This is a genomic window from Streptomyces sp. NBC_01166 (genome assembly GCF_045039765.1).
GTDB lineage: Bacteria > Actinomycetota > Actinomycetes > Streptomycetales > Streptomycetaceae > Streptomyces.
In genome coordinates, this window is record NZ_CP108613.1 from 6,497,721 (window position 1) to 6,512,373 (window position 14,653).

12 protein-coding genes are annotated in these 14,653 nt (G+C 68.1%); 10 read left to right on the forward strand and 2 right to left on the reverse strand.

Going from position 1 to position 14,653, the window contains the following annotated elements; translation table 11 throughout:
- Positions 1–11: 11 nt before the first annotated feature.
- The 8 genes from OG379_RS29755 (at position 12) to OG379_RS29790 (ending at position 10,636) form a co-directional block, all read left to right on the forward strand.
- Positions 12–935: a carbohydrate ABC transporter permease gene (locus OG379_RS29755; RefSeq protein WP_383734880.1), complete on the forward strand. Its 924-nt coding sequence runs from the start codon at positions 12–14 to the stop codon at positions 933–935.
- A gap of 97 nt (positions 936–1,032) precedes the next feature.
- Positions 1,033–1,950 (forward strand): carbohydrate ABC transporter permease, encoded by a 918-nt coding sequence (locus OG379_RS29760; RefSeq protein WP_393764233.1) that lies wholly within the window; start codon positions 1,033–1,035, stop codon positions 1,948–1,950.
- 268 nt (positions 1,951–2,218) lie between these two features.
- Positions 2,219–3,418: an ROK family protein gene (locus OG379_RS29765; protein WP_393764231.1), complete on the forward strand. Its 1,200-nt coding sequence runs from the start codon at positions 2,219–2,221 to the stop codon at positions 3,416–3,418.
- A 119-nt stretch (positions 3,419–3,537) separates the two neighbouring features.
- A complete protein-coding gene (locus OG379_RS29770) occupies positions 3,538–4,650 on the forward strand; it encodes a sugar ABC transporter substrate-binding protein (RefSeq protein WP_405666047.1) in 1,113 nt (370 codons plus the stop codon).
- A 189-nt stretch (positions 4,651–4,839) separates the two neighbouring features.
- Positions 4,840–5,628, forward strand: a complete 789-nt coding sequence (locus OG379_RS29775) for an ATP-binding cassette domain-containing protein (protein ID WP_362939014.1) — start codon at positions 4,840–4,842, stop codon at positions 5,626–5,628.
- On the forward strand, positions 5,625–6,902 hold the full coding sequence (locus OG379_RS29780; protein WP_393764227.1) for a sugar ABC transporter permease: 1,278 nt from the start codon (positions 5,625–5,627) through the stop codon (positions 6,900–6,902). Before OG379_RS29775 ends, OG379_RS29780 begins: the two co-directional genes overlap by 4 nt.
- Positions 6,903–7,075: 173 nt before the next feature.
- Positions 7,076–8,989 (forward strand): 1-deoxy-D-xylulose-5-phosphate synthase, encoded by a 1,914-nt coding sequence (gene dxs / locus OG379_RS29785; RefSeq protein ID WP_405666049.1) that lies wholly within the window; start codon positions 7,076–7,078, stop codon positions 8,987–8,989.
- 144 nt (positions 8,990–9,133) lie between these two features.
- Positions 9,134–10,636, forward strand: a complete 1,503-nt coding sequence (locus OG379_RS29790) for an amino acid permease (protein WP_405666050.1) — start codon at positions 9,134–9,136, stop codon at positions 10,634–10,636.
- A gap of 5 nt (positions 10,637–10,641) precedes the next feature.
- On the opposite strand, the gene OG379_RS29795 is transcribed toward OG379_RS29790, so the two are convergent.
- Positions 10,642–11,043: an NTP pyrophosphohydrolase gene (locus OG379_RS29795; protein WP_405666051.1), complete on the reverse strand. Its 402-nt coding sequence runs from the start codon at positions 11,041–11,043 to the stop codon at positions 10,642–10,644.
- Between the two features lie 17 nt (positions 11,044–11,060).
- Positions 11,061–12,164 carry an LCP family protein gene (locus tag OG379_RS29800; RefSeq protein WP_405666052.1) on the reverse strand — a complete coding sequence of 368 codons (1,104 nt, stop codon included), beginning with the start codon at positions 12,162–12,164 and terminating at the stop codon, positions 11,061–11,063.
- A gap of 190 nt (positions 12,165–12,354) precedes the next feature.
- On the opposite strand from OG379_RS29800, the gene galE reads away from it, so the two are divergent.
- Both galE and OG379_RS29810 read left to right on the forward strand, forming a co-directional pair.
- Positions 12,355–13,341 carry a UDP-glucose 4-epimerase GalE gene (gene galE / locus OG379_RS29805; protein ID WP_405666054.1) on the forward strand — a complete coding sequence of 329 codons (987 nt, stop codon included), beginning with the start codon at positions 12,355–12,357 and terminating at the stop codon, positions 13,339–13,341.
- Between the two features lie 111 nt (positions 13,342–13,452).
- Positions 13,453–14,556, forward strand: coding sequence for a hypothetical protein (locus OG379_RS29810; protein ID WP_405666056.1), 1,104 nt, complete (start codon positions 13,453–13,455; stop codon positions 14,554–14,556).
- The last annotated feature ends 97 nt before the right edge of the window (positions 14,557–14,653 follow it).

Consider the following 14,653-nt stretch of genomic DNA (forward strand, 5'->3'; position numbering starts at 1 on the left):
GTCGGTAAACGATGCAGCACGGCAAGTACCGGTTCATCGTGGGGTTCCTGGTAGCCCCACTGGCGTTGTACGCCATCTTCGTCATCTGGCCCTTCGCCCAGTCCATCTACTACTCGTTCACGGACTGGACCGGACTGAGCTCCGACTTCAAGATGGTCGGCTTCGACAACTACAGCCGGATGCTCGACGACGACATCTTCTGGAAGTCGCTGCAGCACAGTGTGCTGCTGGCGCTGCTGCTGCCGCTGGTGACGCTGGGCCTCGCGCTCTTCTTCGCCTTCATGCTCAATGTCGGCGGCCGGCGGCGTAAGAACGCCGCGGTCGCCGGCGTGCGGGGCTCCGCTTTCTACAAGGTCGCCTATTTCTTCCCGCAGGTCCTGTCGATCGTGATCGTGGCCCTGCTCTTCCAGTTCGCGTTCAACCCGACCTCGGGAATGCTGAACGCGACGCTCAAGGCCGTCGGCCTCAAGAGCCTCCAGCCGGACTGGCTCGGCGATCCCGATCTGGCGCTGTACTGCGTGATGGTCGTGCTCATCTGGTCGACGGTCGGATTCTTCGTCGTCCTCTTCTCCGCCGGGATGGCGTCCATTCCGAAGGACTTCTACGAGGCCGCGCTGCTGGACGGCGCCGACCGCATCACGACGTTCTTCAAGATCACGCTGCCGCTGCTCTGGGACACCGTGCAGTCCGGATGGGTCTACATGGGCATCCTGGCGCTCGGCGTGGAGGCCTTCACCGCCGTACAGGTCATGACGGTCGGCCCCGGCGGCCCCGACTACTCCACCACCGTCCTGCCGCTGTACGTCTACCAGACGGCCTTCCGGGACGCCCAGGCCGGCTACGCCACCACGATCGGTGTCGGCCTGCTCATCGTCACCATGCTCTTCGCGGGCATCGTGATGCGGCTGGGCCGGCGCGAGCGGCTGGAGTTCTGATGCCGTTCGTTGCGAGGCATGGCGACCGGATGACCGGCGGCGCGCAGAACAGTTCGGTCCCGGCGGCCGGCTCGACAGTTGTACGAGGTGAGCACCCATGAAGGTCACAGAGACTCCTCCCGCCGTTCCGGCCCCGCGCTCGCCGGTGACGAAGACGGACCTCCCGGCGGGCGAGCCGGCGAAGAGCAGCGAGGGCAAGGTCCTCAACGTCTTCTCGCACGGTGTGCTGGTCATCTGGGCGGTACTCGTCGTCATGCCGCTGCTCTGGGCGGTGATGTCGTCCTTCAAGACGGACGACTCGATCCTGTCGACGCCCTGGTCGCTGCCTGACACGCTCCACTTCGAGAACTGGTCACGGGCCTGGACCCAGGCGAGGATGAGCGACTACTTCCTCAACACCATCATGGTGGTGGGAGGTTCACTCATCGGCACCCTGCTGCTGGGCTCGATGGCGGCGTACGTGCTGGCGCGGTTCGACTTCCCGGGGAACCGCTTCGTCTATTTCCTCTTCATCGGGGGGATGAGCTTCCCGATCATCCTGGCGCTGGTCCCGCTGTTCTTCGTCATGAACAACATGGGCCTGCTGAACTCGATCCACGGGATGATCCTGGTCTACATCGCCTACTCCCTGCCCTTCACCGTCTTCTTCCTCACCTCGTTCTTCCGGACCCTGCCGACGTCGATCGCGGAAGCGGCCATGCTCGACGGGGCGTCGCACACCCGGACCTTCTTCCAGGTGATGCTGCCGATGGCGAAGCCCGGTCTGATCAGCGTCGGCATCTTCAACTTCCTCGGACAGTGGAACCAGTACATGCTGCCGACGGTGCTGAACACCGACCCGAAGTACAAGGTGCTCTCCCAGGGTCTGGTCGAACTGGCCACCAGCCAGGGGTACAAGGGGGACTGGTCGGGTCTCTTCGCCGGCCTGGTCATGGCGATGCTGCCGGTCCTCGCCGCGTACATCGTCTTCCAGCGCCAGGTCGTCGCGGGGCTGACGGCGGGGGCGCTCAAGTAGCGGCGCGCGCGTTCAGCTGTCAGGTCTTGTCGTCACTCGGGTAACAGGAGTCACCGGAAACGAACAGGCTCTCCGAGCGGGGAACCACCCTTCGGCCATCGGCCGGGGGGTGGTTTTCGTGCCCTTTCCGATGCTTTCGCGCCCGTCAGGATGTGGAGGCCCCATGCTCATCGGAGGCTGCGACTGCTCAAGGTCTTGACGGGGGGCACCCCAAAACGCTCAGCTTAGGGTTCACATGTTAGAGAAAACGGCAGGAGTGAGAGAGTCGATGGAGACTCCGGGGTCGCAGACATCTCTGCATCGGGCCAACCTTGAGCGGGTCGTACGTGCCGTAAGGATGGCAGGGTCGCTGACCCAGGCCGAGATCGCCAGGAGCACCGGCCTCTCCGCAGCCACCGTCTCCAACATCGTCCGTGAACTCAAGGACGGCGGCACGGTCGAGGTGACCCCCACCTCGGCGGGCGGGCGCCGTGCCAGGAGTGTCTCCCTGAGCGGGGACGCAGGAATCGTCATAGGGGTAGATTTCGGGCATACCCACCTCCGTGTGGCCATCGGCAACCTGGCCCACCAGGTACTGGCCGAGGAGTCCGAGCCGCTCGATGTGGACGCCTCGTCGGCCCAGGGCTTCGGGCGGGCGGAACAGCTGGTCAACCGCCTGGTCGAGACCACCGGGATCAGTCCCGGGAAGGTGATCGGCGTGGGGCTCGGCGTGCCGGGCCCGATCGACGTCGAATCCGGCACGCTGGGCTCCACCTCGATCCTGCCGGGCTGGACGGGCATCAATCCCAGCCAGGAGCTCGCCGGGCGCCTCGGTGTCCCGGTGTACGTGGACAACGATGCCAACCTGGGGGCCCTCGGCGAGCTCGTCTGGGGCAGCGGCAGGGGCGTCAGGGATCTTGCGTACATCAAGGTCGCCAGCGGTGTCGGCGCCGGTCTGGTGATCGACGGGACCATCTACCGGGGCCCCGGAGGCACGGCCGGCGAGATCGGCCACATCACCCTCGACGAGTCGGGCCCTGTGTGCCGCTGCGGCAACCGCGGCTGCCTGGAGACCTTCACCGCCGCCCGGTACGTCCTGCCCCTGCTCAAGCCCAGCCACGGGGCCGATCTCACCATGGAGCGGATGGTCCAGCTGGCCCGCGAGGGCGATCCGGGCTGCCGCCGGGTCATCGGGGACGTCGGCCGTCACATCGGCAGCGGGGTGGCGAACCTGTGCAACCTGCTCAACCCGAGCCGCGTCGTGCTCGGCGGATCCCTCGCGGAGGCGGGGGAGTTGGTGCTGGCGCCCATCCGTGACTCGGTCTCGCGGTATGCCATTCCCAGTGCCGCGCGGCAGCTCTCCGTGCTCCCCGGGGCGCTCGGCGGGCGGGCCGAGGTGCTGGGTGCGCTGGCCCTCGTGCTCAGCGAGATGGGGGATTCAACCCTTTTGGAGAGCACCCTCCCCGCGGCGACTCCTGCCTTCACTTAGATAACGAATGGCACCGTTGTCATCTCGTTAAGTATTTACTCCTTGACGCTGACGTCGCGGCCGAGTTGACTTCCAGCCACCTCGGCCGCAACGTCGCGGCCTCGTCAGGGAGGTTCGAAATGAACACGCGTATGCGTCGTGCCGCCGTTGCCGTTGCCGCCACCACCATGGCCGTCTCTCTCGCCGCTTGCGGGAGCGCCAAGGAGTCCGGCGACAAGACCAGCTCGGACTCGGCGAAGAAGGGCGACGACCTCAAGATCGGTCTGCTCCTTCCCGAGAACGCCACGGCCCGTTACGAGAAGTTCGACAAGCCGATCATCGAGAAGAAGGTCAGCGAGCTGACCGGTGGCAAGGCGGAGGTCGTCTACTCCAACGCCCGCCAGGACGCCACGCTGCAGGCGCAGCAGGTCGACACCATGATCACGAACAAGGTCGACGCGCTGATCATCGACGCCGTCGACTCCAAGGCCATCGAGAACAGCATCAAGAAGGCCAAGGACGAGGGCATCCCCGTCGTCGCCTTCGACCGTCTCGCCGAGGGCCCGATCGACGCCTACACCTCCTTCGACAACGAAGAGGTCGGCCGCGTGCAGGGCACCGCCCTGCTGGAGGCCCTGAAGGGCAAGACCAAGCCCACCGTCGTGATGATGCACGGCGCGATCACCGACCCGAACGCCGCGCTCTTCAAGAAGGGCGCCAAGTCGGTGCTCGACGGCAAGGTGACGTACGGCAAGGAGTACGACACCAAGGAGTGGAAGGCCGAGAACGCCAACGCCAACATGGAGGGTGCGATCACCTCCCTCGGCAAGGACAAGATCGACGGCGTCTACTCCGCCAACGACGGTCTGGCGGGCGGCATCATCCAGGCGCTCAAGTCCGCGGGCGTCACCAAGCTCCCGCCGATCACCGGCCAGGACGCCGAGCTCGCCGGTGTGCAGCACATCGTCGCGGGTGAGCAGTTCATGAGCGTCTACAAGTCGTACCCGCAGGAGGGCGTCGTCGCCGCCGAGATGGCCGTGGCGCTCGCCAAGGGCGAGAAGCTCGACTCGATCGCCACCTCCAAGGTCGACAACGCCAGCACCAAGGGCGTTCCGACGGTCCTCGTCCCGGTCGTCTCGCTGACCAAGGACAACATCAAGGACACCATCATCAAGGATGGCATCTGGACGATCGACGAGATCTGCACGGCCAAGTACAAGGCCGCCTGCGACTCGGTCGGTCTGAAGAACTAACTCCCACCGCGCGACCGGCCCCAGGCCGGAGACGCGCGGACCCGAAGCCTGTCCGGCGCCCCGCCCACCAACTGTCCCGCTACCGGGCGGGGCGCCGGACGGAACGCTTCAGCGGTTTCTTACTCTTCTGCTCGACCACCGCGCCTCCCCCCAGGCGCGGCATCCCCGCCGGGTCAGGCGGCGAAGGAGATGGTTCACGTGTCCGCTACGCCCGTGTTGGCGTTGCGAGGGGTCTCCAAGCGATTCGGTGCCGTCCAGGCGCTCACCGATGTAGAGCTTGAGGTCCACGCCGGTGAAGTGGTCGCCCTGGTGGGCGACAACGGTGCCGGTAAATCAACGCTGGTCAAGACGATCGCCGGGGTGCACCCGATCGATGACGGAGTCATCGAGTGGGACGGCCGGCCGGTCCAGATCAACAAGCCGAACGACGCCCAGAGCCTGGGCATCGCGACCGTCTACCAGGACCTCGCGCTCTGCGACAACATCGACGTCGTCGGCAACCTCTACCTCGGCCGGGAGATCCGTAAGTACGGAATCCTCGACGAGGTCGAGATGGAGCGCCGCTCCCGCGAGCTCCTGTCCACGCTGTCGATCCGTATCCCCAGCGTCCGCATCCCGATCGCCTCGCTCTCCGGCGGACAGCGCCAGACCGTAGCCATCGCCCGCTCCATGCTCGGTGAGCCCAAGCTCGTCATCCTCGACGAGCCCACCGCCGCCCTCGGCGTCGAGCAGACCGCGCAGGTCCTCGACCTGGTCGAGCGGCTGCGTGAGCGCGGTCACGCGGTCATCCTCATCAGCCACAACATGGCCGATGTGAAGGCTGTGGCCGACAAGGTGGCCGTGCTCCGGCTCGGCCGGAACAACGGGGTCTTCGATGTGAAGACCACCTCGCAGGAAGAGATCATCTCCGCCATCACGGGCGCCACGGAGAACGCCGTGACCCGTCGTGCGGCTCGTAACGCGGAGGTCAAGAAGTGACAACCGACAAGACGTCCACGGCCGTGGTCAACCCGGAGGCCGCCAAGGGCGCGGACACCGCGGTCGACCCCCGGCTGCTCGTGCGCGAGCAGGGCTTCGGCGGGTACATCACCGAGTTCAAGCGCAAGATGCGCGGTGGCGACCTCGGCTCGATCCCGGTGGTCATCGGCCTGATCATCATCTGCGTGGTCTTCCAGAGCCTGAACTCCGAGTTCCTCTCCGCGAAGAACATCAGCGACATCGCCGTGGCGATGGTGGCCACCGGCATGATGGCCGTCGGCATCATCTTCGTGCTGCTGCTCGGTGAGATCGACCTGTCGGTCGGTTCGGTCAGTGGTGTCTCCGGCGCCGTCGTGGCCGTGCTCAGCGTGACCAACGGCATGAACGAGTGGCTCGCCCTCGTCGTCGCGATCGTCAGCGGCGCGGTCATCGGTGCCATCCACGGCTTCTTCTTCGCCCGGATAGGCGCCCCCGCCTTCGCCGTCACCCTCGCCGGCCTGCTGTTCTGGCTGGGGCTCATGCTCCAGCTGCTCGGTGACACGGGCACGATCAACCTCGACAGCGACGGTGTCGTCGGCAAGCTGACCACGTACTACTTCACGGACGTCGCCGCCGCCTACGGTCTGGCCGCTCTCGCGGTGATCGCCTTCTTCCTCTCGGCCTTCCTGGACAGCCGCCGCCGTGAGGCCGCGGGCGTCCCCTCCCGGCCGGTCACCGACATCGTGGTGCGCACCGCCGTCCTCGCGGTGTTCGCCTTCGCCGCGGCGTACATGTTCAACCAGTACCGCGGTCTCCCGCTGGCCCTGGTCCTCTTCCTCATCGTCCTCGTCGGCACGGACTTCATGCTGCGCCGTACGACCTACGGCCGGAAGATCTTCGCGCTCGGCGGCAGCGTCGAGGCGTCCCGCCGCGCCGGCATCAACGTCACCGCGATCCGCGTCTCGGTCTTCGCGATCGCCGGCACCTTCGCGGCCATCGGCGGCCTCTTCTGGGCCTCCAAGATCGCCGCCGTGAACCAGGGCTCCGGCACCGGTGACCTCCTGATGAACGTCATCGCCGCGGCCGTCATCGGCGGCACCAGCCTCTTCGGAGGCCGGGGCCGCACCTGGAACGCCCTCCTCGGCGTGATGGTGATCGTCTCGATCCAGTACGGCCTGTCGCTGGAAGGCATCAAGACCCCGGTCCAGTACATGATCACCGGTGGTGTGCTTCTCGCCACGGTCGTCATCGACTCCGTCACCCGCAAGACGCAGAAGACCGCCGGCCGCGCCTGACCGTCGCACCTGCGCACATGTGCCCGGCATCCTCCGTGATGCCGGGCACCCGCGCGTCCGGCGGGACCCGGCGCGGCGCGACGGAATGCGCCGCCCGATGACCGGGGCCGCCGACGGAACATTAGACTCATCGGATCGGCAAGCTCGATCAGCTCAAACGCAAGGAGGCACGGGTGGACCTGCTGACCCGCATCAGGGGACCGCGCGACCTGGACCGGCTCGGCCTCGAGCAGCTCGACCAGCTCGCCGGGGAGATCCGTACCTTCCTCGTCGAGGAGGTGTCCAAGACCGGCGGCCACCTCGGCCCGAACCTGGGCGTGGTCGAGCTGACCATCGCCCTGCACAGGGTCTTCGAGTCCCCGCAGGACAAGGTCCTCTTCGACACCGGTCACCAGAGCTATGTGCACAAGCTGCTCACCGGCCGGCAGGACTTCTCGAAACTCAAGAGCAAGGGCGGCCTCTCCGGATACCCGTCCCGTGCCGAGTCCGAGCACGACGTCATCGAGAACTCGCACGCCTCGACGGTGCTCGGCTGGGCCGACGGCCTCGCCAAGGCCAACGAGGTCCTGGGCAAGGACGACCACGTCGTCGCCGTGATCGGTGACGGCGCGCTCACGGGCGGTATGGCCTGGGAGGCGCTGAACAACATCGCCGCCGCCAAGGACCGCCCCCTCGTCATCGTCGTGAACGACAACGAGCGCTCGTACGCCCCGACCATCGGCGGCCTCGCGAACCACCTCGCCACCCTGCGCACCACCGACGGGTACGAGCGGTTCCTGGCCCGCGGCAAGGACATCCTGGAGCGCACGCCCGTCGTCGGCAGGCCGCTGTACGAGACCCTGCACGGCGCCAAGAAGGGCCTCAAGGACTTCATCGCCCCGCAGGGCATGTTCGAGGACCTCGGCCTGAAGTACGTCGGGCCCATCGACGGCCACGACATCGAGGCCCTGGAGTCCGCGCTCCAGCGGGCCAAGCGCTTCGGCGGCCCGGTCATCGTGCACTGCCTCACCGAGAAGGGCCGCGGCTACACCCCCGCCCTCGAGGACGAGGCGGACCGCTTCCACGCGGTCGGCAAGATCCACCCGGACACCGGCCTGCCGATCTCCACCTCCGGCCTCGACTGGACCTCGGTCTTCGGCGAGGAGATGGTCAAGCTGGGCCACGAGCGCGAGGACGTCGTCGCCATCACGGCGGCCATGCTCCAGCCCGTCGGCCTCGGCAAGTTCGAGGAGGCCTTCCCGGACCGGATCTACGACGTCGGGATCGCCGAGCAGCACGGCGCGGTCTCCGCGGCCGGCCTGGCCACGGGCGGGCTGCACCCCGTCTTCGCGGTCTACGCGACCTTCCTGAACCGCGCCTTCGACCAGGTCCTCATGGACGTCGCCCTGCACAAGTGCGGCGTGACCTTCGTCCTGGACCGGGCCGGCGTCACGGGCACCGACGGCGCCTCGCACAACGGCATGTGGGACATGTCGATCCTCCAGTGCGTGCCGACCCTGCGCATCGCCGCCCCGCGCGACGCCGACCAGGTCCGCGCCCAGCTGCGCGAGGCCGTCGACGTGGACGACGCGCCCACCGTCGTCCGCTTCTCCAAGGGCGCGGTCGGCCCCGCGGTCAACGCCGTGGGCAAGGCCGGAGGCATGGACATCCTCCGGGAGGCCGGTACGGACACGCCGGACGTCCTCCTGGTCTCCGTCGGCGCCCTCGCCCCGATGTGCCTGGAGATCGCCGCTCTGCTCGACGCCCAGGGCATCTCCACGACCGTGGTCGACCCGCGCTGGGTCAAGCCCGTCGACGAGGCGCTCGCCCCCCTCGCGGCGGAGCACCGGGTCGTCGTCACCGTCGAGGACAACAGCAGGGCAGGCGGTGTCGGCTCCGCCATCGCCCAGTCCCTGCGCGACGCGGACGTAGACGTACCGCTGCGCGACTTCGGCATCCCGCCGGTCTTCCTCGACCACGCCTCGCGCGGCGAGGTCATGGCGGAGATCGGGCTGACGGCACCGGACATCGCCCGCCAGGTCACCGGCCTGGTCGCCAAGCTCGACGGCCGTTACGAGAGCCGCGCCGTCGAACCCGTACGCGACTGATCCCCCAGCACCGCTCTGGGCCGGTCGGCCACCCCACTCGGGTGGTCCGACCGGCCCATTCGCGTGAAATCGGGGCGTACTGCGCATTCGGGGGCGGTCCGTTCCGAATCATGGCGTGCACGACGAGTGCGTGGAGGTACGCCGGTGAGCACGCAGCAGGACACACCCCCCAGCGGAAAGGGACTGTTCCGGACCAAGACGGTCGAACAGTCCATCCGCGATACCGAGGAACCGGAGCACGCGCTCAAGAAGTCCCTCTCCGCACTGGACCTCACGGTCTTCGGAGTGGGTGTCATCATCGGCACCGGCATCTTCGTCCTCACGGGCAAGGTCGCCAAGGAGACCGCGGGCCCCGCCACGGCGCTCGCCTTCGTCGCGGCGGGCGTCGTCTGTGCGCTCGCCGCCCTCTGCTACGCCGAATTCGCCTCCACCGTCCCGGTGGCCGGATCGGCGTACACCTTCTCCTACGCCTCGCTGGGCGAGCTGGTCGCCTGGATCATCGGCTGGGACCTGGTGCTGGAATTCGCGCTGGGCACCGCGGTGGTGGCGGTCGGTTGGTCCGGCTACGTCCGCTCGCTCCTGGACAACGTCGGCTGGACGATGCCCGAGGCGCTCTCCGGACCGGACGTGGCGAGCGGCTTCGGCTTCGACATCCTGGCCTTCGCCCTGGTGCTGATCCTGACGGTGATCCTCGTCCTCGGGATGAAGCTCTCCGCCCGGGTGACCACGGTCGTCGTCGCCATCAAGCTCGCGGTCGTGGCCATCGTGATCATCGCCGGCGCGTTCTTCATCAAGTCGGCCAACTACTCGCCCTTCATCCCCGAAGCCGAGAAGCAGACCGGCGGATCGGGTCTGGACGCGCCGCTGGTCCAGCTGATCTTCGGCTACCAGCCGACGAACTTCGGCATCATGGGCATCTTCACCGCGGCGTCCATCGTCTTCTTCGCCTTCATCGGCTTCGACGTCGTGGCCACCGCTGCCGAGGAGACCAAGCTCCCGCAGCGGGACATGCCGCGCGGGATCCTCGCCTCACTCGTCATCTGCACGCTGCTCTACGTCGCCGTGTCGATCGTGGTCACCGGCATGCAGCACTACTCCGAACTCTCCGTCAGCGCCCCGCTCGCCGACGCGTTCAAGGCCGTCGGACACCCCTTCTACGCCGGCGTCATCAGCTTCGGCGCCGCGGTCGGACTCACCACGGTCTGCATGATCCTGCTGCTCGGCCAGACCCGGGTGTTCTTCGCGATGAGCCGTGACGGGCTGCTCCCGAGGTTCTTCTCGGTGACGCATCCCCGCTTCGGGACCCCGTACCGTCCCACCATCCTGCTCGGCGTGATCATCGCGATCGTGGCCGGCTTCACGAGCATCAACGAGCTGGCGACCCTGGTGAACATCGGCACGCTGTTCGCGTTCGTGGTCGTGGCCCTCGGCGTCATCGTCCTGCGCCGCACCCGCCCCGATCTCCACCGCGCCTTCCGGACCCCGTGGGTGCCGCTCCTGCCGATCGTGTCGGTGGCGGCCTCGGTCTGGCTGATGCTGAACCTGCCGGCGGAGACATGGCTGCGGTTCGGGATCTGGATGGTGCTCGGCGTGATCATCTACTTCGTGTACGGGCGCCGCAACAGCCGTATGGTGAAGGCCTCCTGACCCTGTCAGGCCCCTCGTGGGGGCGGCAGCGGCCGTACCGTACGCGGGCCCGTGCACCGGGCCCCGTACGCCTCGACCCGCTGCCGCAGCCCGCGGTCGGCCGTGACCACGACGCAGGGCCGTGCGCCGTGGGCGGCGGCGGCCAGTGCGGCGATCAGATCGTCACCGCTGCCGGACGCCGCCTCCACGCGTACGCCCGGCACGGACTCGACCTGCCGCGCGGCGCCCTCCACGACGAGCACGAGCTCGACGGGACCGGCGTGACCGGGAAGCCCCTCGGCGGCGTACGGGGCCAGTGAGTCCCGCAGCCGCTCGGCGGCGCCGTGCCGGTCGCGCCACCAGCCGTCGGGTACCGACCCGACGACGTTGGCGGCGTCGACGATCACCAGAGTCCTCTCAACGGTCATCCCCGAAGGATGCCAGGTCAGCCGCCGGTGGCCGGAGACTTCTTGGCGGACTCGGGAATCGTGCCGTCCTTCCGGATCGCTTTCCACAGGTCGCCGGCCTGCGGCTCGGCGGCCACGACGCGGTTCGGATCCTGCTTGTCGTAGGCGACCGGCAGCATGATCGTCTCCATGGAGGAGGGATCGACACCGTTCATCGAACGGGCGAACTCGCTGAGCGAGGTCAGGGAGGCGAGTCCCTCGTCGGTGGTCAGCGACTTGGTCGCCGAATTGGCGATCTTGTACGTGGTCGTCGGACTGCCCAGCAGATCCTGCGACTTGATCTCGGTGAGCAGCGCGAGCAGGAACTGCTGCTGCAGCCCGATCCGCCCCAGGTCGCTGCCGTCCCCGACGCCGTGCCGGGTGCGGACGTAGGCGAGGGACTCGGTGCCGTCGAGCTTGTGCGTACCGGCGGTGAGGTCCAGGCCGGAGGACTTGTCCTTGATCGGCTCCTCGACCTTGACGGTGACTCCGCCTATCGCGTCGACCAGATCCTTGAACCCCGCGAAGTTGATCTCCAGGTAGTGGTCGATCCGGACCCCGGACATCTTCTCCACGGTCTTCACCACACAGGCCGGACCGACCTGGGAGTAGACGGAGTTGAACATGACCCGCTCCGCGGACGCCATCGTGGACCCGTCGCCCTTGACGCACTCGGGCCGGGTCACGAGGGTGTCACGCGGGATGGACACGGCGACGGCCTCGGTGCGTCCCTCGGGTATGTGCACCACCAGCGCGGTGTCGGACCGCGCACCGCTGACGGCGCCGCCACCGCCCAGCTCCTTGTTCTCCGCCCCGGCGCGTGAGTCGGAGCCGAGGACGAGCAGGTTCTGACCTGTGGTGGGAAGCTTCTCGGGACGGTCCTCGCCGAGCGCCTTGTTGATGTCGACGCCCTTGATGTTGCCGTCGAGGTCCTGGTACATCCAGTACGCCGTGCCGCCGCCCGCGAGCAGGAGCACCAGCAGGACCCCGAGCGTGATCTTGAGGCCGCGGCGGCGCTTGCGTTCCTTCTTGCGGCCCCGGCCTCCTGCTCGCGATGCCGAGTGACTGGTGCGCGCGTCGGGTGTGCTCTCGTCGTGGCTCATCGTGCTCGAGTCCTCAAATCTCGTTGCCCGTTGTGGGCAGGGGAGTACGTGGGACTCGGGTGGGGGGCTGGACCGGTCCGTGAAAGTTTGACTGACCGAGCACTATAGAACAGACAAGCGCTTGAACATGTGAACCAAGTGAACATGGGGCGGATGATGCGTAGGCCCTGTGTCGAACTACTATTCGCCCATGACTTGGTTGATTACGGGCGGGGCGGGGTTCATCGGCTCTCATGTCGTCCGCGCGATGCTGGCGGCCGACGAGCAGGTTGCCGTCTACGACGACCTCTCGACGGGAGACCCGTCCCGGGTTCCCGAGGGCGTCCCCTTCGTGAAGGGATCGACGCTCGACGGCGCCGGCCTGCGGCGCACCCTGGGGGAGCTCTCGGTGCGGGGTGTGGTGCACCTCGCGGCGAAGAAGCAGGTGGCGGAGTCCGTGGCCGACCCTCTGCACTACTACCGCGAGAATGTGCACGGCCTCCAGACGCTGTTGGAAGCAGCCACGGAGAGGGGGGTCCGCGCTTTCCTCTTCTCCTCGTCCGCGGCTGTGTACGGAATGCCTGACGTCGACCTGGTGACGGAGGACACGCCCTGCGCGCCGATCAATCCGTACGGCGAGACGAAGCTCGCCGGTGAGTGGATGGTCCGTGCGGCGGGGAAGGCGCACGGAATGGCGACCGCCTCGATGCGCTACTTCAACGTCGCGGGGGCGGCGACGCCGGAGCTCGCCGACACCGGCGTCTTCAACCTCGTTCCCATGGTCTTCGAGAAGCTCACCCGGGGAGAGGCGCCGGTGATCTTCGGTGAGGACTACGGGACCCCGGACGGCACCTGTGTGCGGGACTTCATCCATGTCGACGACATCGCTTCGGCACATCTCGCCGCAGCGCGGGCCCTCCTCGGCAGGGAGGCCGGTACGGACCTCACCATCAATATCGGACGTGGTGAGGGCGTTTCCGTGCGGGCCATGATCGATCTCATCGGTGACGTGACCGGATACGGAGCCGGCTCCGCGCCTGTCGCCGCCGCACGAAGGCCGGGAGACCCGGCGCGGGTGGTCGCGTCCGCGGACCGGATCCGGGAGGAACTCGGATGGTCGGCCCGGCATGACGTCCGCGAGATGGTGGCCTCGGCCTGGGAAGGCTGGTGCCTCCGGCACCCGGACGCCCGCCGCTGAGCCTTGCGGCCGTTCACCGAACCGACGTTGTCCGCCCGCTGTCCACGAAGTCCCGGTTCCCGCGCCCTCGTCCGACGAGGGCCACATGCCCTGGGAGGGTGAGAACACACCATGCGAGGTGTCTCCCTCGACGAAGCCAAGCGCACAGGTCCGGCTCCCGCCACCGTCCCGGAGGCCGGAGCGGTGACCGGGGGCCCTTGGCTGCTCGCGGGCCATGACGGCCGGCTGACTGTCTACGTGCATGCCGGCGGAACCGTCCTGCGCTGGACGGAAGAGGCCGCGGGGTCGCGGCACTGGGCGGGCCCCGACGTCATCCCGGCCAAGGGCATCACCCACCTCACCGTGATCCAGGGGCAGAACCGTTATGCCCACTTCCTCGGCCGTCGGTCGCGTCCGCGCGCCGATGACTGGTCCACGGTGGACATCGTGCGTGCCACTCAGTACCAGACCGGCCGTCCGATGACGGAGTGGCGTTCGCTGGGCAATCCCTTCAAGGAGATCGCCCGGGCGGTCGAGGTCGGCGGTCCCACCGGGGCCGTCGCCCAGGACGGGGCCCTCCATGTCTGCGTCCCCACCGGGCTGGGTTCGCTCGCCCTGCGCCGTGAGGACAAGCAGGGCCAGTGGGAGGCCTGGGGCAAGCTGCCGGCTGCCGGCGTCACGGACCAGCCCGCTCTGGCGGCCACGTCCGCCGGCCTGGTCGAGGCTTTGATCCCCGCGCGTACGGGGGCGCTGCACCTCTGCCAGCAGAAGCCCGGCGGTCCTCTGGTGCCCGGGTACGAGGTCGGTGCGATTCCGCTGCCCGGTTCCGTGAGCTCGCTGGAGACCTCGCCCGGGAGCGTGACCTACTACCTGACCGATGTGCGCAGTGCCGGCGTCGCCGCCTTCCGCGCGGGGCGCTGGCCGGTGCCTCTGGGGGGCGAGCCGGGAGACGGACGGATCGACGCGGTGCGCACGATGCTGGACGGGCTCGACTGCACGGTGCTGGCCTTCAGGAGCCTCGCCGGGACGGTCCGGCTCGGAGCCTTCGCGACCGAGGGTGAGCAGAACGGTGTCTGGTGGACCGACACCGGACGGCAGTGCGCCGGCGATCCCTCCCTCGCCGTCGACGGCCGGGGACGGATGGCTGTGGCCGTCGTCGGTACGGACGGTCGGCCGGCCGTGGCCCGGCAGGAGGACAGCCAGGGGCTGACCTTGAGTGACTGGCACCGGATATGAACCCCGTGGTGCGACGCGACACCGGGAAGGACGGACGACGTGGCCCGCAGAGCGAGTGACGGCCGGGCGCAGAGGTCTCAGGCCCCTCGCCCGGCCG

Coding starts and splice junctions, on each gene's coding strand:
- OG379_RS29795 (WP_405666051.1), bottom strand. CDS start 11,043: ATGACCGTTGAGAGGACTCTGGTGATCGTCGACGCCGCCAACGTCGTC.
- OG379_RS29775 (WP_362939014.1), top strand. CDS start 4,840: ATGGTTCACGTGTCCGCTACGCCCGTGTTGGCGTTGCGAGGGGTCTCC.
- OG379_RS29765 (WP_393764231.1), top strand. CDS start 2,219: ATGGAGACTCCGGGGTCGCAGACATCTCTGCATCGGGCCAACCTTGAG.
- OG379_RS29770 (WP_405666047.1), top strand. CDS start 3,538: ATGAACACGCGTATGCGTCGTGCCGCCGTTGCCGTTGCCGCCACCACC.
- OG379_RS29760 (WP_393764233.1), top strand. CDS start 1,033: ATGAAGGTCACAGAGACTCCTCCCGCCGTTCCGGCCCCGCGCTCGCCG.
- OG379_RS29800 (WP_405666052.1), bottom strand. CDS start 12,164: ATGAGCCACGACGAGAGCACACCCGACGCGCGCACCAGTCACTCGGCA.
- galE (WP_405666054.1), top strand. CDS start 12,355: ATGACTTGGTTGATTACGGGCGGGGCGGGGTTCATCGGCTCTCATGTC.
- OG379_RS29810 (WP_405666056.1), top strand. CDS start 13,453: ATGCGAGGTGTCTCCCTCGACGAAGCCAAGCGCACAGGTCCGGCTCCC.
- OG379_RS29755 (WP_383734880.1), top strand. CDS start 12: ATGCAGCACGGCAAGTACCGGTTCATCGTGGGGTTCCTGGTAGCCCCA.